Annotated in this window: 17 protein-coding genes, 2 tRNA genes and 1 pseudogene; 6 read left to right on the top strand and 14 right to left on the bottom strand. The window is 71.4% G+C overall.

Translation table 11 applies throughout. The features are described 5' to 3' along the window. The first annotated feature begins 52 nt into the window (after positions 1-52). The 4 genes from KZI27_RS09530 to KZI27_RS09515 all read left to right on the top strand — a co-directional run bounded on the left by KZI27_RS09530 (position 53) and on the right by KZI27_RS09515 (position 3,683). Positions 53-994 carry an ACP S-malonyltransferase gene (locus KZI27_RS09530; RefSeq protein WP_222660850.1) on the top strand — a complete coding sequence of 314 codons (942 nt, stop codon included), beginning with the start codon at positions 53-55 and terminating at the stop codon, positions 992-994. After that, positions 991-1,995, top strand: a complete 1,005-nt coding sequence (locus KZI27_RS09525; RefSeq protein ID WP_222660848.1) for a beta-ketoacyl-ACP synthase III — start codon at positions 991-993, stop codon at positions 1,993-1,995. The genes KZI27_RS09530 and KZI27_RS09525 overlap by 4 nt, the downstream gene beginning before the upstream one ends. A 111-nt stretch (positions 1,996-2,106) precedes the next feature. Further along, the gene (locus KZI27_RS09520; RefSeq protein ID WP_017886710.1) at positions 2,107-2,355 is read left to right on the top strand and encodes an acyl carrier protein; all 249 of its coding nucleotides are present in this window, start codon (positions 2,107-2,109) and stop codon (positions 2,353-2,355) included. 83 nt (positions 2,356-2,438) lie between these two features. Further along, positions 2,439-3,683 carry a beta-ketoacyl-[acyl-carrier-protein] synthase family protein gene (locus KZI27_RS09515; RefSeq protein ID WP_123312870.1) on the top strand — a complete coding sequence of 415 codons (1,245 nt, stop codon included), beginning with the start codon at positions 2,439-2,441 and terminating at the stop codon, positions 3,681-3,683. A 100-nt stretch (positions 3,684-3,783) separates the two neighbouring features. Here KZI27_RS09515 and KZI27_RS09510 read toward each other — a convergent pair whose 3' ends face one another. The 6 genes from KZI27_RS09510 to KZI27_RS09485 form a co-directional block, all read right to left on the bottom strand. Beyond that, complete coding sequence (locus tag KZI27_RS09510) at positions 3,784-4,263, bottom strand: DUF3145 domain-containing protein (RefSeq protein ID WP_222661298.1); 480 nt, start codon at positions 4,261-4,263, stop codon at positions 3,784-3,786. A 191-nt stretch (positions 4,264-4,454) separates the two neighbouring features. Further along, complete coding sequence (locus KZI27_RS09505) at positions 4,455-5,279, bottom strand: DUF1684 domain-containing protein (protein WP_222660846.1); 825 nt, start codon at positions 5,277-5,279, stop codon at positions 4,455-4,457. Further along, the gene (locus tag KZI27_RS09500) at positions 5,276-6,349 is read right to left on the bottom strand and encodes an AI-2E family transporter (protein WP_311316883.1); all 1,074 of its coding nucleotides are present in this window, start codon (positions 6,347-6,349) and stop codon (positions 5,276-5,278) included. Before KZI27_RS09500 ends, KZI27_RS09505 begins: the two co-directional genes overlap by 4 nt. Positions 6,350-6,410: 61 nt before the next feature. Next, positions 6,411-6,485, bottom strand: a tRNA-Ile gene (locus tag KZI27_RS09495). A 10-nt stretch (positions 6,486-6,495) separates the two neighbouring features. Continuing rightward, on the bottom strand, positions 6,496-7,707 hold the full coding sequence (locus tag KZI27_RS09490; protein ID WP_222660843.1) for a glycosyltransferase: 1,212 nt from the start codon (positions 7,705-7,707) through the stop codon (positions 6,496-6,498). 145 nt (positions 7,708-7,852) lie between these two features. Further along, positions 7,853-8,767, bottom strand: a complete 915-nt coding sequence (locus KZI27_RS09485; RefSeq protein ID WP_222660841.1) for a DMT family transporter — start codon at positions 8,765-8,767, stop codon at positions 7,853-7,855. 39 nt (positions 8,768-8,806) lie between these two features. Between KZI27_RS09485 and def the strand changes: the two genes are divergently transcribed. Continuing rightward, a complete protein-coding gene (gene def, locus KZI27_RS09480; protein WP_123312874.1) occupies positions 8,807-9,382 on the top strand; it encodes a peptide deformylase in 576 nt (191 codons plus the stop codon). 17 nt (positions 9,383-9,399) lie between these two features. Here the strand turns inward: def and KZI27_RS09475 are convergent, their stop codons facing one another. Then, positions 9,400-9,888, bottom strand: a complete 489-nt coding sequence (locus KZI27_RS09475) for a hypothetical protein (RefSeq protein ID WP_123312875.1) — start codon at positions 9,886-9,888, stop codon at positions 9,400-9,402. A gap of 129 nt (positions 9,889-10,017) precedes the next feature. Here KZI27_RS09475 and KZI27_RS09470 point away from each other — a divergent pair, with 129 nt between their 5' ends. Then, positions 10,018-11,448, top strand: a complete 1,431-nt coding sequence (locus tag KZI27_RS09470; protein WP_222660839.1) for an ArnT family glycosyltransferase — start codon at positions 10,018-10,020, stop codon at positions 11,446-11,448. A gap of 100 nt (positions 11,449-11,548) precedes the next feature. Here KZI27_RS09470 and KZI27_RS09465 read toward each other — a convergent pair. From KZI27_RS09465 to KZI27_RS20460, 7 genes and pseudogenes are all read right to left on the bottom strand, one after another. Continuing rightward, a tRNA-Asn gene (locus tag KZI27_RS09465) sits at positions 11,549-11,621 on the bottom strand. A gap of 126 nt (positions 11,622-11,747) precedes the next feature. Further along, positions 11,748-12,749, bottom strand: a complete 1,002-nt coding sequence (locus KZI27_RS09460) for a D-isomer specific 2-hydroxyacid dehydrogenase family protein (protein ID WP_261784199.1) — start codon at positions 12,747-12,749, stop codon at positions 11,748-11,750. Further along, entirely contained in the window at positions 12,746-13,675 is a 930-nt protein-coding gene (locus KZI27_RS09455) for an ATP-binding cassette domain-containing protein (protein ID WP_222660837.1), read from the bottom strand. Before KZI27_RS09455 ends, KZI27_RS09460 begins: the two co-directional genes overlap by 4 nt. A gap of 148 nt (positions 13,676-13,823) precedes the next feature. Then, entirely contained in the window at positions 13,824-15,500 is a 1,677-nt protein-coding gene (locus KZI27_RS09450) for an ABC transporter ATP-binding protein (protein WP_222660835.1), read from the bottom strand. Further along, a complete protein-coding gene (locus KZI27_RS09445; protein ID WP_123312879.1) occupies positions 15,497-16,501 on the bottom strand; it encodes an ABC transporter permease in 1,005 nt (334 codons plus the stop codon). Before KZI27_RS09445 ends, KZI27_RS09450 begins: the two co-directional genes overlap by 4 nt. Positions 16,502-16,503: 2 nt before the next feature. Continuing rightward, on the bottom strand, positions 16,504-17,190 hold the full coding sequence (locus KZI27_RS20465; RefSeq protein WP_402725871.1) for an ABC transporter permease: 687 nt from the start codon (positions 17,188-17,190) through the stop codon (positions 16,504-16,506). Between the two features lie 114 nt (positions 17,191-17,304). Next, positions 17,305-17,580: pseudogene (locus tag KZI27_RS20460) on the bottom strand (ABC transporter permease); the annotation flags it as partial. Positions 17,581-17,651 lie beyond the last annotated feature (71 nt).

The raw sequence follows: 17,651 nt of genomic DNA, 5'->3' as shown, positions 1-17,651 counted from the left end.
CGTGTGGGAAGCCCACACGGGCCCCGCGGTGCATGAGCGACAGGATTGTCCGGTGATCGTCGTCGTCGCGCCCGGACAGGGCTCCCAGACCCCCGGCTTCCTCGCCCCCTGGCTCGAGGACGCCGCCGTTCGTGAACGTGTCGGGCAGTGGTCCGAGTCGATCGGGGTGGACCTCGCCGCGCACGGCACCACGTCGGACGCCGACACCATCAAGGACACCGCGCTCGCACAGCCGCTCATCGTCGCCGCCGGTCTCGTGACCGCCGACGCCCTGTTCGCCGACGGCCGCCGTGCGCTGGTCGGCGGGGTCGCCGGACACTCGGTCGGCGAGTTCACCGCCGCCGCGGTCGCCGGGATCCTCGAACCGACCGACGCCGTCGCGCTGGTCGCCGAGCGTGGCCGGGCCATGGCGGACGCCGCTGCGCTCGAGCCGACCTCGATGGCCGCCGTCCTGGGTGGCGACGCCGAGGCCGTCGCGGCCGCACTGCAGCAGCACGGACTCGTCCCCGCGAACCACAACGGTGGCGGCCAGACCGTCGTCGCCGGCGCCGCCGACGCCATCGCCGCGCTCGTCGCCGACCCGCCCGCCAAGGCCCGCGTGATCCCGCTCGCGGTCGCCGGTGCGTTCCACACCCGGTACATGGCCCCCGCCGTCGAGCGGGTCGCCCCGGTCGCCGCTGCGGCCACGGTGCAGGAACCGACCCTGCCGATCTGGACGAACGCCGACGGTTCCCGGGTCGACGACGGCCGCCGGTTCGTCGACCTGATGGTCCAGCAGATCGCGAACCCCGTGCACTGGGACGCGGTGATGGAGTCCTTCGCCGCCGCCGGGGTGACCGGCATCATCGAGCTCGCACCGGCCGGTGCCCTCGTCGGCCTGGCGAAGCGCGGCCTGCGCGGCACGCCGTCCGTCGCCATCAAGACCCCCGAGGACCTGCCCGCAGCGATCGACCTGCTGCAGCGCGCGGGCCAGGAAGCAGACGCATCCGCATGACCGAACGCCCCGCACTCTCCCAGCGCCGCGGCCACGAGTTCACCCGCATCCTGGCGTTCGGCGCCGCCCGCGGCGAGAACGTCGTGCCGAACGACGACCTCGTCGGCCCGATCGACTCGTCCGACGAGTGGATCCGCCAGCGCACCGGGATCATCACCCGCAAGCGCGCCGGCAAGGACGTCGAGGCCGTCGACCTCGCCGAGACCGCCGCGCGCGAGGCGATCGAGAAGGCCGGCATCGAGCCGTCGCAGATCGGCGTCGTCCTGGTCAGCACCGTGACGCACACCGTCGCGACGCCGTCGATGGCGTCGCTGCTCGCCGAGCGGATCGGCGCCACCCCCGCGGCCGCGTACGACATCAGCGCCGCCTGCGCCGGGTACGCCTACGGCATCGCCCAGGCGGACTCGTTCATCAAGTCCGGACTCGCCGACCACGTCCTGGTCGTCGGGGCCGAGAAGCTCAGCGACGTGGTCGACCCGACCGACCGTTCGATCTCGTTCCTGCTCGGTGACGGCGCCGGTGCGGCCGTCGTCGGCCCGAGCGACTTCCCCGGCATCGCCCCCACCGTCTGGGGTTCCGACGGCTCCAAGTGGGACGCCATCGGCATGACGGCGACCTACAACGAGTGGGAGGCCGGCGCACCCCGCCCGACCATGCGCCAGGCGGGCCAGACGGTCTTCCGCTGGGCCGTGTGGGAGATGGTCAAGGTCGCCCGCGAAGCCCTCGAGACCGCCGGCGTGCGGCCCGAGGACCTCGCCGCGTTCGTGCCGCACCAGGCCAACATCCGCATCATCGACGAGTTCGCGAAGCAGCTCGGCCTGCCCGAGTCCGTCACGATCGCCCGCGACATCACCACCACCGGCAACACCTCGGCCGCGAGCATCCCGCTCGCCACGCACCGCCTGCTCGAGGAACACCCCGAGCTGTCCGGCGGGCTCGCCCTGCAGATCGGCTTCGGTGCCGGACTCGTGTTCGGCGCGCAGGTCGTCGTGCTCCCCTGAACCCACCCGGCCGCGCACCCGCGCGACCACCCCGACCAGCCTCCGGGCGCGAGCACGCTGCGTGCCCTAGGCTGGTCCACGGTCAAACGACACCCCCTCAAGGAGAAACTCATGGCCCTGTCCAACGAAGAAGTCCTCGCCGGCCTGGCCGAGCTGATCAACGACGAGACCGGTATCGCCACCGACACCGTCGCCGCCGACAAGTCCTTCACGGACGACCTCGACATCGACTCCATCTCGATGATGACCATCGTGGTCAACGCCGAGGAGAAGTTCGACGTGAAGATCCCGGACGAAGAGGTCAAGAACCTCAAGACCGTGGGCAACGCGGTCGACTACATCGTCAAGGCCCAGGCCTGACACGAGCTTCCTGAGCGCCGCGGCCAGCGGTCACCGTCGGCCGCGGCGCTCATCTTGTTCCCCAACGAAAGAACCGTCGTTCCATGACCAAGAAGACCGTCGTCGTCACCGGGATCGGTGCGATCTCACCCCTCGCCGCGACTGCCCCGGAAACGTGGGACGCGCTGCTCGCCGGCAAGTCCGGCATCACCCGCATCGAGGACCCGCGCTACGCCGAGCTCGAGCTCCCCGTGGAGTTCGCCGGCCAGGCGCGCCGGTTCCTCACCGACCAGCTCACCCGCCCCGAGTCGAAGCGCCTGGACCCGTCCTCGCAGCTGTCGCTCGTCGCGGCGCGTGAGGCGTGGGCCGACGCCGGCATCGACGCCGAGTCCGTCGTCCCCGAGCGCCTCATCGTCGACTGGGCGACCGGCATCGGCGGCGTGAACACCCTGCTCGACGCCTGGGACACCCTGCGCGAGAAGGGCCCGCGTCGGGTCCTGCCGATGACGGTCCCGATGCTCATGGCGAACGGCCCGGCCGCGGCCATCGAGATGGAGTTCGGCGCCCGTGGCGGCGCCCGCACCTACCTGTCGGCCTGCGCCTCGTCGACCGAGTCGCTGGCCGAGGCCTACCGCCACGTCGCCGACGGGGACGCCGACATCGTCATCACCGGTGGCGCCGAGGCCGCCCTGCACCCGCTGCCCCTGGCGGCGTTCGCGGCGATGCAGGCCCTGTCCCGCCGCAACGACTCCCCCGAGACCGCGTCGCGTCCGTACGACGTCACGCGTGACGGCTTCGTGCTCGGTGACGGCGCAGCGGCGCTCATCCTCGAGTCGAAGGAGCACGCCGAGGCCCGCGGGGCGACGATCTACGCCGAGGTCGCCGGAGCCGGCATCACCTCGGACGCGTTCCACATCACGGCACCGGACCCCGAGGGCAGCGCGGCCGCCCGTGCGGTGCTGCAGGCGCTCGACCACGCCGGCGCCAGCCGCGAGGACGTTGTGCACGTCAACGCGCACGCCACCTCGACGCCGGTCGGTGACGTCGCCGAGTACCACGCGATGCGTCGCGTCTTCGGCGACCACCTCGACGACATCGTCGTGTCGGCGACCAAGGCGTCGACGGGTCACCTGCTCGGCGGTGCCGGCGCGATCGAGGCCGCGTTCACGGTCCTCGCCCTGCACAACCGCGTCGCACCGCCCACGATCAACCTGCACGACCAGGACCCGGAGATCGTCATGGACGTCGCGCGCGAGCCGCGTGCGCTGCCCGACGGCGACCTGCTCGCGGTGAGCAACTCGTTCGGCTTCGGCGGCCACAACGCCGTGGTCGCGTTCCGCAGCGTCTGATCCGTCGCACCCTGCCAGGAGGCCCGTCCCGCGTCGTCGGGGCGGGCTTCCGTCGTCCGGTGGCGCTGTCCAGGGCCCGGCCCGCGGGGCCGTGTATCCGTCAGCCGACGCGGTGCAGCCAGACGACGGGGTTGCCCTCGGCCGCGTGGCGGAAGGGCTCGAGCTCGTCGTCCCACGCCTGGCCCAGGGCGAGTCGGAGCTCGCGGTGGAGTTCGAGCGCGTTGCTGCCCGCGACCTCCATGGCGTAGCGGACGCGGTCCTCGGGGATGACCATGTTGCCCGTGACGTCGGTCTGCGCGTAGAACACCCCGAGGTCGGGGGTGTGCATCCAGCGGCCGCCGTCGGACTCGGTCGTCGGTTCCTCGGTGACCTCGTAGCGCAGGTGCTCCCAGCCGCGCATCGCGGAGGCGATCGCCGCACCGGCACCCACCGCACCGGTCCACGTGAACTCGGTCCGACGTGCACCGTCCTGTGCCGGCTGGTCGAGCCACGAGAAGTTCACGGCGCGGTTCATCGCGCGACCTGCTGCCCATTCGACGTGCGGGCAGAGCGCGCGGGGTGAGGAGTGCACGTAGAGCACTCCTGTCGTCGTTCCGTTCACGGTTCCTCCGATACGTCAGGTGCGACTTCCCCATCGACCTGGTGCGGAGGATCCGAGCGGCTGCGAGCCACGGAACCATTCGGTATGCGATTGTGATGTCCGGACAGGACACGCCCATTATGCAGCGTTCCGGCTGGGAACGGCAAGGACCTCGCCGGGTGCGATCCGGTTCAGTGCAGGACGGTGCCCGCGGCGTCGACGGGGTGCCGCTCCCCCGCCGTGATCGGCACGGGGACGCGGTTGTCCTCGGGCGGGATCGGGCAGGCGAACTGGTACGAGAACGCGCACGGCGGCAGCACCAGCAGGTTCCAGTCGAGCGCGACCTGGCCGGCAGCACCGGGGTCGTCGAGGTACAGGAACCGGCCCATCGAGTACGTGCTGCCGGGGTCGTCCTCGGGCAGGGCGCTCGTGGCGTCCTGCACGATGAGCTGCAGCCGGGGAGCACCCCGGAACGCTGCCGACCGGACCGCGACGAACCGGACCGTGGTGCCACCGACGGCCGTCTCGATGTGCCCGGCGACCGGCAGGGCGTCGCCGGCGGCGTCGAGGACGCTGCCACGGGCCTCCCGGTCGCCACCGGGACCATCCCCCAGCGGGACGTACGTGCCGGACCGCACCCAGTCGTCGGACCGGTCGAACCGGGCGATCCGCGCGAACCGCTGGATCGGCTCCGCCGCCGGGTCCCAGACGCGCAGCGTCGAACCGGACACGGTGCCCGCGAAGCCGTCGGGGAACACGACGACGGACGGCACCACGGCGGTGTCACCGGCGACGAGGACGGTACCGTCGACCGGCACGTCGTCCACGACGACGCCGTCGGCGGCCGCAGCCGTCACGGTGAGGCCGCCGGCCGTCGGCGCCCAGGTGCCCGGCACCGGCCACACCGGCTGCGGGTGGTCGACGCGCTGGGCGTTCACGAGCGCGAGCGGGCCACGGGGGCCGCGCGCCCAGCGATCGCGTTCGGCGACGTGGGCGGCGAAGGCGGCGTCGGTCACGCCAGCTCCTGACGCGGGTAGATGACCTTCTGCACGATGATGATGACCGACGCGGCGACGGGCAGGGCGACCAGGGCACCGAGCACGCCGCCGATCGTGCCGCCGGCCACCGCGGCGATGACCACGAGGGCACCGGGCACCTGCACGGCCCGCGACATGATGCGCGGCGAGATGAGGTACGCCTCGACCTGCATGTAGACGAGGTAGTAGATCGCCGCGGCGAGGGCGGTCGCGGGCGACGCGAACAGGCAGAGCAGCGAGATCACGACCGCGGCGCCGAGGGTGCCGACGAGCGGGATGAGCGACCCGAGGAACGCGAACGACGCCAGCAGCACCGGCAGCGGCGCACCGATGATGAGCAGGAACACCAGGCTCAGGATGCCGTTGATGAGCGCTTGCGACACCTGTCCGACGACGTACCGACCGACCGCCTGGGTGATCTGCTCGCTGACGTCGATGAAGTTCTCACGGCGGGACGCCGGCACGAACCGGTACGCCGCACGCTTCATCCCCCGCATCGACGCGAGGAAGTAGAGCATCAGGATGAGGACGATGAGGACGCCGGTGAGCCCGGACAGGATGCCGCTGCCGACCGCCAGGATCCCGCCGCCGACGCTCAGCAGGTTGCCCGGGTTCTCGACGAACGACTGCACGGACTCGAGGGCGTGGTCGATGTCGAACGACCCGGCGAACTGCTTCGACAGGTCCTGCACCCACTGCTGCTTCGAGATGTCGTCGACGACCTCGGGGAAGTTCTGGATCAGGTTCGTCGCCTGCTCGACCAGGATCGGGACGACCGCGAACACGACGGCGGCGAACACCCCGAGGACGCCCACCACGACGATCGTGATCGCCGCCCACCGCGGGATGATCCGCTCGAGGAACGACACCAGCGGGTCGATGCCCAGCGCGAGGAACAAGGCGACCCCGATGTAGACGAGGACGGTGCTGAGCTCGCCGATGATGGTGCCGGCGAGCAGCGCGACGAGCACACCGATGGCACCCATGAACCCGATGCGGAACGCGTTGACGCGTACGCCGGTGCCACCACGGGTCACCTCGAACGTCACGTTGGGCGTCGGGCTGTGGTCCTCTTGCTGCGGTGTGTCGCGCTTTCTCGGCAGGTGCACGTAGGGCGGGCGGGACTTGAACCCGCGAATCGTTCGGTTATGAGCCGACTGCCTTGACCAGCTTGGCTACCGCCCCTCGACGACCCTCAGGCCACCGGTTCCCCACGATACAGCGCCTCGAACGTCGAGAGCGTGCGGTTGATGTCGTGTGCCTCGATCATGGCCGTACTGCGCTGCCGCATCGCCGTGTACTCCGCTTCGGGGGCCGTGAGCACGGCCTCGAGCTTGGCGGCGAGGTCGTGCTCGTCGCCCGGGACGAACAGGTACCCGTTGCCGTCGATCAGGTGGGGCAACGCCATCGAGTCCGCGGCGACGACCGGCAGTCCGGACGCCATCGCCTCGAGCGAGGAGATGCTCTGCAGCTCGGCGGTCGAGGGCATCGCGAACACGGTGCCGTTCGTCAGGGCGGTGCGCTTGGCCTCGTCCGACACGAACCCGAGGAACCGGACGCGGTCCTCGAGCCCGAGCTCCTTCGCCAGGGCGGTGAGCTTCGGGATCATCTCACCGTCGCCGACGATCGTCAGGGTCGCCGCCAGCGAACCGGGCAGCAGGGCTACGGCGCGGACCAGGACGTCGAGGTTCTTCTCCGGCGCGACCCGGCCGACGAACACGATGTCGTTGTTCGCCGGTCGACCCTCGCGTGCGACGTAGCGGGACGCGTCGATACCGCACGAGATGGCGAGCACGCGCTGCCCGGCGATGGCCTTCCGCAGGTAGTCGGCGGCCAGGTTGGTCGGCGTCGTGATGGTGTCCGCGAGCCGGTAGGTCTTCGCGGCGTCGCTCCACGCGATCTTCAGCGCGAGCGGCAGCGTCCACTTGCCGAACGGGGTGTACTCGAGCAGGTTCTCCGGCATGAAGTGGTTCGTCGCGACGACCCGGATGCCGCGCGCGTTCGCCTCGGGGACGATGCCGCGGCCGATGACGACGTGGGACTGGATGTGCAGGACGTCCGGCTTGACGGCGTCGAGGATCGGGCCGGTCCACTTCCTGACGCTCCACGGCCACACGAAGCGGAGCCAGGCGTGCAGGGGCCACTTGTACGACTTCAGGCGGTGCACGACGAGGGTCACGCCCTGGTGCTCTTCGTCGAAGGTGCCGTACTGGCGGCTCGACGCCGGGGCGACGACGTGGACCTCGTGCCCGCGCTCGGCCAGGCCGACGGCGAGCTGCTCGGCGAAGGTGGCGGCGCCGTTGACGTCCGGCGGGAAGGTGTCCGCGGCGATCAGGACGCGCAACGGTCGGTGCCCGCCCGTCGCACCCGTCGGTTCGGCGGTGGCGGTGGTGACGTCTCCTGACACGGCGGGCGTCGTCCTCTCGTGGGCGATTGCTGGTCGGACTGCGACGGTACCGCACCTGGTTCCGCTGCCGCGTCAGCCGCGCGGAGGACCCCGTGGTCCCCCGGGGTGACCGGGTCGTCGCCGCCGCGCCGCGGTGCGACCGTGGTCAAGCGCGGGTCTGCGGGTGGTGCTTGGCGAGCAGGAACACCCCGGTGATGGCGATGCCGGCCGCGACCACGAACCCGGCGACCGCACCCCACGGTGCCCCGGACGCCTCGTCGAGGACGATGACGCCGATCCCGACCGCGACGATCGGGTCGATGACCGTCAACCCCGCGATCACCAGGTCGGCCGAGCCGCTCGAGTACGCGTTCTGCACGAAGTACCCGCCGAGCGATGCCGCCACGACCACCCCGACGATCGCGAGCACCGTCAACCAGTCGAACGTGCCGTTCACGAACCGGTTCAGCACGACCTTCGCCAACGTCGCCACGAAGCCGTACAGGACGCCGGCGCCGACGATGTAGTAGAGCGCGCTCTTGTGCTTGGCCACGAGCCGGAACGACACGAGCACCAGGACGAGCACCACGGCCAGGATCACCAGGACGGTCACGAGCTGCTGGCGGGTGATGGCGCTCTCGTGCCCGACGAAGGCCGCGATGCCGACGAAGATCGCGACACCGATGATGCAGGTCCACACCGCGCGCCGCGCGCGACGGCCCAGCGGCACGCCCGACGCGCGGGACGAGAACCACGTCGTGATCACGAGCGCGACGGCGCCGAGGGGCTGCACCACGATCAGGGGCGCGAAGGTGATGCTCACCAGCTGCAGGACGACCGCGATGCCGAGCATCAGCGTGCCGAGCACCCAGGAGCCGCTCGAGAGCAGGCCGACCACGTGCCGGACGCTCAGCCCCTTCGACTGCCGGCCGAGCCGTGCCTCGACCCGCTGCACGCCGCGACTCTGGAACTGCGCACCGAGGGACAGGAACACCGCTCCGATCAGCGCGACCGGGATCATGAGCGCCTGGAACGGCGTGAGGTTGCTCACTGCGTCCGGCAGCTGGAGGTCCGTCGTCACGCGTCGAGGCTACCGTTCCGCGCCGGATAACCTGGGTGAATGGCCGTTCTCCCGATCCGCATCACCGGCGAACCCGTCCTGCACGAGCGTGCAGCCGAGGTCACCGAGTTCGATGACGACCTCCGTTCGCTCGTCGCCGACATGTTCGAGACCATGGACCTCGCCCCGGGCGTCGGGCTGGCCGGACCCCAGGTCGGCGTCGGCAAGCGCCTGTTCGTGTACTCGTACACCGACGACGACGAGGTGCTGCACCGTGGTGCCGCCGTGAACCCCGTCCTGTGGATCAGCCCGCCGGTCCCCGAGTCGGTCGACGAGCTCGACGAGGACGACGAGTCCGAGGGCTGCCTGTCCGTGCCGGGCGAGCGCTTCCCGCTCCGACGCTCCGGCAGCGCGCTGCTCCGCGCGTTCGACGAGCACGGCGAACCGTTCGAGGTCCGCGCCGACGGCTGGCTCGCGCGTGTCTTCCAGCACGAGTACGACCACCTGGACGGCTGGCTCTACGCCGACCGCCTGGTGCACCCCTACGGCAAGCAGGTCGCCAAGGCGATCCGCAAGAACAGCTGGGGCGGCCCCGGCCAGTCGTGGCTGCCGGGTCGCGACCACCCCGAGGGCTGACGGCCAGGAGGCCCGGCTCAGCTCCGGTACGTCGACAGCGCGTCGCGCAGGTGGTCGGTCTCCGGGTGCCCGGGGCAGTACTGCAGGAGCCCTGCGGCGACGTGCGCGGCGCCGTCGTCGGCCACGGCCGACGTCCACGGGTCCGTCCCGGTCACGGCGCACGTGCTCGCGAGCTCGACGAGCGTCGCGTCACCGCGGGCCGCGTCGACCGCGGCCTGCTGCTGCGCCGACGGCACCGAGCCCGTGAGCCGCTTCGCGGTGCACGAGGTCCGTTCGTCCTCCCACACCGCGGAGTACGTCGTGTAGGTCTCGGGGTCGCCGTCGTCGCACACGAACGCGAACACGACCGGCGAGGCACCCGACCCGAGCCCGGTCTCCGAACTCGTGGGTTCCTCGGACGAATCGGTGTCCGGTCCGGCACCGCTGCACCCGACCAGCACCGGCGCGACCACGACCGCGAGCAGCACGCCGAGGAGCGCGGCGCGGGGCGGACGGGATCGGTGCACCTGTGAACGCTAACAGCAACTGCCCGGCAGGACCCGCACGGCCGCTCCTGCGATGATGGTCGGGCACGCCCCGCCCTGGAGGTCCTCATCCCCCGCCTGCACTCCCGCCCCGTCCGCGTCGCCGCCCTCGTGGTCGTCGCCGCGGCTGCCCTGTTCGTCGCCGTCTGGCACCTCGGCCGCCCGACCATCGTCAACGACGAGTTCGTCTACCTGCGGGCGAGCTGGGCCTCCGTGCACGGCAACTTCTCGCTCAACCTCGAGCACCCGCCGACGGCGAAGTACCTGTACGGCATCGCGCAGCTCGTCGTCGGGCAGGGACCGCTCGGGCCCCGCCTGGTCGCCGCGGCCGCGATGCTCGGCACCGGCGTGGTCCTGCTCGTCTGGTTGCGGCGCGAGGTCGGCTTCTGGACGGGGCTCCTCGCCGCCGGCGCGTGGTGGCTGACGCCGCGCGGGTCCGGCGCGAGCTGGGCCGAGGCCGGCTCGGTCATCGGCGCGCGGATCGACCGCTTCGCGATGCTCGAGCCCCTGATGGTCTTCTTCGCGGTCGCCTCGCTCGCGGCCGCCTGGACCTGGATGCGCACCGGCAACCGCTGGTGGATCGCGGCCGCGGGTGCGCTGCTCGCGATGTCGGTGACGTCGAAGGTCTCGACCGCGGTGCTCGTGCTCGCGATCGGCGCGTTGCCGCTGCTGTTCCGGCGCTGGCGCGACCTGGGCGTCGGTGCGCTGTTCGGCGGCGGCGCGTTCGTGGTCGTCTTCGTGCTGCTGTACCTTCCGGTGGGGCTGTTCACCGCCATCGGGCACATGCTGAAGTTCCAGGCGCAGCAGAACGCGCACGGACACCCGACGACGATCCTCGGCACGATCTACCCCGCGGCCCCGTGGTGGGCGAACTTCGCGTTCCTGGCGGCCGGCACCGGCTGGTTGCTGCTCTCGGTGCTGCTCGTCGGCGTCGTCTGCGCGTTCGCGATCCGGCCGGACCGGCTCGTCGCGTTCCTCGGCATCGCGCTCGGCGTCTTCCTCGTCTTCTACGTCATCGTCGCGAACGTCTCGCTCCCCTACTACTACGACGCGTGGATGCCACTCATCGTCGCGCTCGCGGCGATCGGGTACGCCCGGCTGGCCGCGGTGCGCCCGCCCGTCGGTCGCATCGTGGCCACGGTGCTCGTGGCGTCGTTGCTCGTGCCGGCGGTACGACTCGGCGTCGCGGTGGCGCAGTCCCGTCCGAGCGGCATCGCACTGCTCTCCGACGCGCTCCAGGTGCGCGGCAAGGACTCCGAGGGCGTGCTGTTCGCACGGTTCAGCGCGAACACCTGGCGGATCTACCTGCCCGAGCGTGGCACGCAGAAGCCGCAGTACGGACCCTTCGACGCGATCGTCGTCGGGCACGACGACCGCCGCGCCATGCCGCACCAGGTCACGGAGTTCCTGTCCGAGTACGCCGACCAGCTCGACCACTTCCGGCTCGACTACCTCGACGTCTACGTGACCAAGACCGGCACGATCGACGACAACAACCGTGACGGCACGCTCCGCATCGAGCCGGACACCCCCGCGTCCTGACCGACGCGCCCGCGCGACGGGCGGCCGTGGGCACCGCCCCTGGAACACAAACGCCCCGGAAACGCAAACGGCCCGGATCCGTGAGGATCCGGGCCAGACGCTCCCCGAGTTGGACTCGAACCAACAACCTGCCGGTTAACAGCCGGCTGCTCTGCCAATTGAGCTATCGAGGATCACTGTCCGCTGGCGAATGTCGTGCGAACAACGGGTAACAGCATAGCAGCACCGCGGGGCCACTCACCGCATCGGACACGCCGCCCGGGCGCGCCGCGACGCGCACCCCGGTGCAGCGCTGTTCCTCAGTACCCGGCAACCGGATCGACGACGCCGACGAACCCCTCGCCGCTGCCGTCGAGGAACGCCGTGGTGTTGAGCCGCACACGCTCGGCGAGCAGCGGCGCGACCATCTCCGGGGTGTCCGCCTGGTGCGGCGTGATGACCGCGCCGGGCTCGGACCACAGCGGGTGGCCGTCGGGCAGCGGCTCGGGGTCGGTGACGTCGAGCCCCGCGCCGGCGATCGCACCCGTTCGCAGGGCGTCGACCAGGGCGTCGGTATCGACGAGTCCCCCGCGGGCGATGTTCACGAGCCGGGCGGACGGCTTCATGATCGCGAACTGCCGCGCGCCGAACAGCTTCGCGGTGCCCGAGGTCATGGCGGCGGCGATCATCACGACGTCGGCGTCGGGCAGGACCGCGTCGAGCTGGTCGGTCGTGACGGTGCGGGAGGCGCCGTCCACCGTGTCGGCCGAGCGACGCACCACGGTGACGTCGACGTCGAACGGGGCGAGCAGGCGGATGTACTCGAGCGCGATCCCGCCCGCACCGATGACGACGACGTTGCGGCCGTACAGCGACACACCCTCGGGCTCGGTGACCCACGAGGACGCACGGGCACGCTTCGGCAGCACCCGCAGCGTCCCGAGGGTCAGCGCCAGGGCGTGCTCGGCGACGGGTTCGGCGTACGCGCCCTTCGCCGAGGTGAAGAGCACGCGGTCCCCGTGCTCCTGGATGAGGTGCGCGAAGGCGTCGACCCCGGCGAAGGGCAACTGCACCCAGCCGACACCCGGAGCGGCGTCGAGCGCGTCGGCGAGCCCGGACGGGTCGCGGGGGTCCAGCCAGACGAGCCCGCGGGTCTGGGCGTCGAGTGGCGCGACGGTCCCGCCGGCCTCGGTCACCGCGGTGACGTGCAGGTCGGTCGGTTCCGGCAGCACGGCGACGGGACCGGACTGCGGCGCGTCGATCGGCAACGGTGCGCCGGAGGTCGGGACGACGGCGCGGTGGCCTCGGGTGGCGGTGCTCACGGGTTCTCCTGTCGGTCCGTGCGGAGGCCGGTGCCGGCGGCGACCGGTCGGCGCGGCGCCGTCGAGCGGCGCGGGGCGGTGGGTGCCGGACGTCGCTTGACGCCGCGGGCCGCGGTCGCGGCCAGGGTCTTCACGTAAGGGTCGACGGGGTTGTCGAGGACCTCGTCGAAGGTGCCGAGGCCGACCAGCCGGGCGTCGGCCATCACGGCGACGCGGTCCGCCAGAGCACCCGCTTCGCGCAGGTCGCTGGACACCACGACGGCGGAGAACTGCCGGTTGCGCTGCAGGGTCGCCAGTGCCTCGAGCACCGACTGGCGCACGAGCACGTCGACACCGCGGGCGGGCTCGTCGGCGACCAGGAGCTGGGGTTCGAGCACGAGGGCCCGCGCCAGGGCGACGCGCTGCCGCTGCCCGCTGGACAGCTCCCACGTGTTCAGGCGCATCACGCCGAGCGGCAGGTGCACGGCGTCGACCAGTCGGGCGACGATCAGGCCCGCTTCCTTGCGGTCGAAGCGGCGGTCGCGCTGGTAGATCGGTTCGGCGATGGCCTCGCCGACGGTGAGGTCCGGGCTGAGCCGGTCGGCGCCGTCCTGCGGCAGGTAGCCGATGCGTCCGCTCAACCGCTCGAGCTTCCGTGACGAGCCGCGCAGACCGCGGGTCTTCTGGCCGAGGACGGTGAGTTCGCCTCCGACGATGTGGCGACGGAGCGCACCGTCGCCCTCGCCGTGCGACCCGAGCTGGCCCGCGATCGCGGCGGCGAAGGTCGACTTGCCGGACCCCGACTCACCGAGCAGCGCGAGGATCTCGCCCTGCCGCACGGTCAGGCTGACCCCGTCGACCGCTCGGATCGACTCGGACCCCCGTCCGCCCCGGTACTCGATCGACACGTCGTCCGCGACGACCGCCGGTCCGTTGACCGCGATCATGGGTCCCCTTCCACGCCGCCCCCTGGCGGCGGTTCGCGACGGACCGCGCTGGCAGGACCGTCGTGCGTACAGCTGTGGAGGCGACCGCCCAGGAGGCCCGACCTGCGTCGACGACGCAGGTCGGGCCTCCTGGGCGGGTCACGTCGGGTCAGGACCCGGCGTTCTCCAGTTGCTCCAGCGTACGCCGTCGCTCGGCCTGCTCCGCAGGGTCCGGCACCGGGAGCGACGCCAGCAGGCGCTGCGTGTACGGGTGCTGCGGGGCGCCGAGGACCTGCGCCGTCGTCCCCACCTCGACCAGGTCCCCGCGGTAGAGCACGGCGATCCGGTCGGACAGCGCGCCCACGACCGCCAGGTCGTGGCTGATGAACAGCGACGCGAAGCCCAGGTCCTGCTGGAGCTCGAGGAAGAGCTCCAGCACGCGCGCCTGCACCGACACGTCGAGCGCGCTCGTCGGCTCGTCGGCGATGAGCAGCTTCGGCCGGAGCGCGAGCGACCGGGCGAGCGAAGCGCGCTGACGCTGGCCGCCGGAGAGCTCGTGCGGATAGCGGTCGCCGTACGCCTTCGGCAGCTGGACCGCCTCGAGGAGCTCGTCGACGCGCTGGCGGGCCGCACGGGGGCTCGACACCTCCTTGTGGACGACCAGCGGCTCGGCGACGCACTCGGCGATCGTGAGCAGCGGGTTGAACGAGGTCGCCGGGTCCTGGAACACGAACCCGATGTCCTTCCGCAGGTGCTTGAAGTCCCGCTCGCGGTAGCCGAGCATCTCCGCACCGAGGACCTTCAGGGACCCGCCGGTGACCTTCGTCAGGCCGGCCATCGCGCGCCCGATCGTGGTCTTGCCGGAACCGGACTCGCCCACCAGCCCGAGGACCTCGCCGGGACGGATCGCCAGGTCGACGCCCTTCACGGCCTTGAACGCGGGCGAACCGAGGCGGCCCGGGTACTCGATCTCGAGCCCCTTCGCCTCGACCAGCGGGGTGACGTCCTCGGTGATCGCGGCACGGCGGGCAGTCCCCGTCGACGCCTCGAGCCGGGGCACCGCGGCGAGGAGCCGCTTCGTGTAGTCGGCCTGCGGCCGCGCGAAGAGGTCCGTCGCCGACGCCTCCTCCACGATCTCGCCCTGGTACATCACGGCGACGCGGTCGGCGAGGTCGGCCACCACGCCCATGTTGTGGGTGATGATCACGATCGCCGTGCCGAACTCGTCGCGGCACCGGCGGAGCAGGTCGAGGATCTCGGCCTGCACCGTCACGTCGAGCGCCGTGGTCGGCTCGTCGGCGATGATGACGCTCGGCTCGAGCGCGAGCGCACTCGCGATGACCACACGCTGCTTCTGCCCACCGGAGAACTGGTGCGGGTAGTGGTCGACGCGGGTCTCGGGGTCGGGGATGCCGACGCGACCGAGGTAGTCGATCGCCTTCGCCCGTGCCTCCTTCTTCGACATCCCGCCGTGGGCGCGGAGCCCCTCGGCGATCTGCCACCCGACGGTGAACACCGGGTTGAGGGCGGTCGACGGCTCCTGGAAGACCATCGCCCCGGCGGTCCCCCGCAGGCCGCGGAGCTTCTGCGCGCCCACGCTCACCACGTCGGTGCCGTCGAGCAGCACCGCGCCGCCGAGCGTCGCCGTCTCCGGCATCAACCGGAGCATCGCGCGAGCGGTGACGGACTTGCCGGAGCCGGACTCGCCGACCAGGGCGAGGACCTCGCCGGGACGAACGTCGAGGCTGACGCCCTTGACCGCGTCGACGGCGCCGCCGTCGGTGGCGAAGGTGACGGTCAGGTCGTCGACGACGACGACGGGTGCGTTCTCGGTGTCGGTCGTCATGCGCCCGCTCCATCCGCGGTGGCCGTGTTGCGCGCGTCGCGCGTGGACACCAGCTGCTTCAGCCGTCGGCGCGCACGCAGACGGGGGTCGGAGATGTCGTTGAGGCTCTCGCCGATGAACGTCACCCCGAGGACGAGCACCACGATCGCGACACCCGGGTAGACGCCGGTCCACCAGACGCCGCTCGCGACGTCGGACAGCGCGCGGCTGAGGTCGTAGCCCCACTCGGCGCCGGACGTCGGACCGATGCCGAACCCGAGGAAGCCGAGGCCGGCCAGGGTCAGGATCGCGTCGCTGGCGTTCAGCGTCAGGATGAGCGGCAGGGACCGCGTCGAGTTCCGCAGCACGTGCCGGATCATGATGCGCCACGGGTTCGTGCCCATCACGCGCGCCGACTCGACGAACGCGTCGTTCTTCAGGCGCACGGCCTCGGCACGGACCACCCGGAAGTACTGCGGCACGTAGACGACGGTGATCGAGATCGCCGCCGCGATGATGCCGCCCGAGTAGCTCGAGTTGCCGCCGGAGATCACGATCGACACGACGATCGCGAGCAGCAGCGAGGGGAAGGCGTAGATCGCGTCGGCGACCACGACCAGGACCCGGTCGAGCCAGCCACCCAGGTAACCGGAGACCAGGCCGAGCAGGACGCCGACGATGATCGACACGACGACCGCGACGATCACGACGAGGACCGCGGTGCGGGCGCCGTAGACGACCCGGCTGAACACGTCGAACCCGCCGACGGTGGTACCCCAGATGTGCTCGGCGCTCGGAGCGCCGGTGCGCGGGAAGCTCTCGCCGTCCGCGCCCTGCAGCTGGCCGAAGCCGTACGGGGCCAGGAGCGGCGCGAACACCGCGACGAGCAGGTACAGGGCGCAGATGACCACGCCGACGATGAGCATGGCGCGCTGCCAGCCGGTGCTCTTGCGGAGCTGGACCACCACGGGCAGCCGCTTCCAGAGCGGCTCGTGGCGGTCGACGAGGGTGGTGTCGGCCATCGTCAGAACCTCACTCTCGGGTCGATCAGGGCGGCGACGACGTCGACGATGAAGTTGGTCACCGCGACGATCACCGCCAGCATCGCGACGATGCCCTGCACGGCGACGAAGTCACGGGCCGACAGGTACTGGTTCAGCTCGAAGCCCAGGCCGCGCCACCCGAAGGTGGTCTCGGTCAGGACGGAGCCGCCCAGCAGCATCGCGATCTGCAGGCCCATCACGGTGATGATCGGCACGAGCGCGGGGCGGAATGCATGGGTCCGGACGAGCCGCGACTCGCGGACACCGCGGGAGCGCGCCGCGTCGACGTACTCGGAGCCGAGCGACCCGATCATGTTCGCGCGCACCAGGCGCAGGAAGATGCCGGCGGTCAGCAGTCCGAGGGTCAGCGCCGGCAGGACGGCATGCTGCAGGACGTCGCCGATGACCGCCGCGTTGCCGGTCCGCAGCGCATCGATGATGTAGATGCCGCTTGCGCCGGGGATGCCGTCGAGGATGAGCTCCACTCGGGTCGATGCGCGGTCGCCGAGGGGCAGCCAGCCGAGCCACACCGAGAAGACGAGCTTGAGCAGCAGACCGCCGAAGAAGACCGGGGTCGCGTAGGTCAGGATCGCGAGGGCACGGAGCAGCACGTCGGGCCACTTGTCGCGCGTGTACGCGGCCAGCATGCCGAGCGGGATGCCGAGCACGAGTGCGACGACGAGGGCGTAGAACACCAGCTCGGCGGTCGCGCCGCCGTACTGCAGGATGATCTCGGTGATCGGCCGGTTGTCCGTCGACGCGTTGCCGAAGTCACCACGCAGGATGTTGCCGAGGTACTCGAAGTACTGCACGAGCACGGGACGGTCGTACCCGGCGGCGTGCAGGCGTTCCTGCAGCTGCGTCGGCGTGAGCCGGCCGCCGACCGACGCGGTGATCGGGTTGCCGATGACGCGCATCAGGAAGAAGACGAGCGTCACCAGGATGAAGACGGTCGGGATGATGAGGAGGAACCTGACGAGGATGTACCGGCCGAGTCCGCCGCCACTGCTCTTGGCACGGCGTTGTGCCTGTGGCTTGGTCGGATCGGTGCCGTTCACGTCCTGGGTCGCCTCAGGGGTGCTCAGGGTCACGGGGAGGGGTGCCTTTCATGCCGGTGCGCAGGCCGCGG

The sequence above is a fragment of the Curtobacterium sp. TC1 genome (assembly GCF_019844075.1).
In the GTDB taxonomy this organism is placed as follows: Bacteria; Actinomycetota; Actinomycetes; order Actinomycetales; family Microbacteriaceae; genus Curtobacterium.
Note: the sequence above shows the minus strand (reverse complement) of the source record. Positions and strands in the feature narration are given on the sequence as shown.

Coding starts and splice junctions, on each gene's coding strand:
- KZI27_RS09520 (WP_017886710.1), top strand. CDS start 2,107: ATGGCCCTGTCCAACGAAGAAGTCCTCGCCGGCCTGGCCGAGCTGATC.
- KZI27_RS09455 (WP_222660837.1), bottom strand. CDS start 13,675: ATGATCGCGGTCAACGGACCGGCGGTCGTCGCGGACGACGTGTCGATC.
- KZI27_RS09515 (WP_123312870.1), top strand. CDS start 2,439: ATGACCAAGAAGACCGTCGTCGTCACCGGGATCGGTGCGATCTCACCC.
- KZI27_RS09525 (WP_222660848.1), top strand. CDS start 991: ATGACCGAACGCCCCGCACTCTCCCAGCGCCGCGGCCACGAGTTCACC.
- KZI27_RS09445 (WP_123312879.1), bottom strand. CDS start 16,501: ATGGCCGACACCACCCTCGTCGACCGCCACGAGCCGCTCTGGAAGCGG.
- KZI27_RS09450 (WP_222660835.1), bottom strand. CDS start 15,500: ATGACGACCGACACCGAGAACGCACCCGTCGTCGTCGTCGACGACCTG.
- def (WP_123312874.1), top strand. CDS start 8,807: ATGGCCGTTCTCCCGATCCGCATCACCGGCGAACCCGTCCTGCACGAG.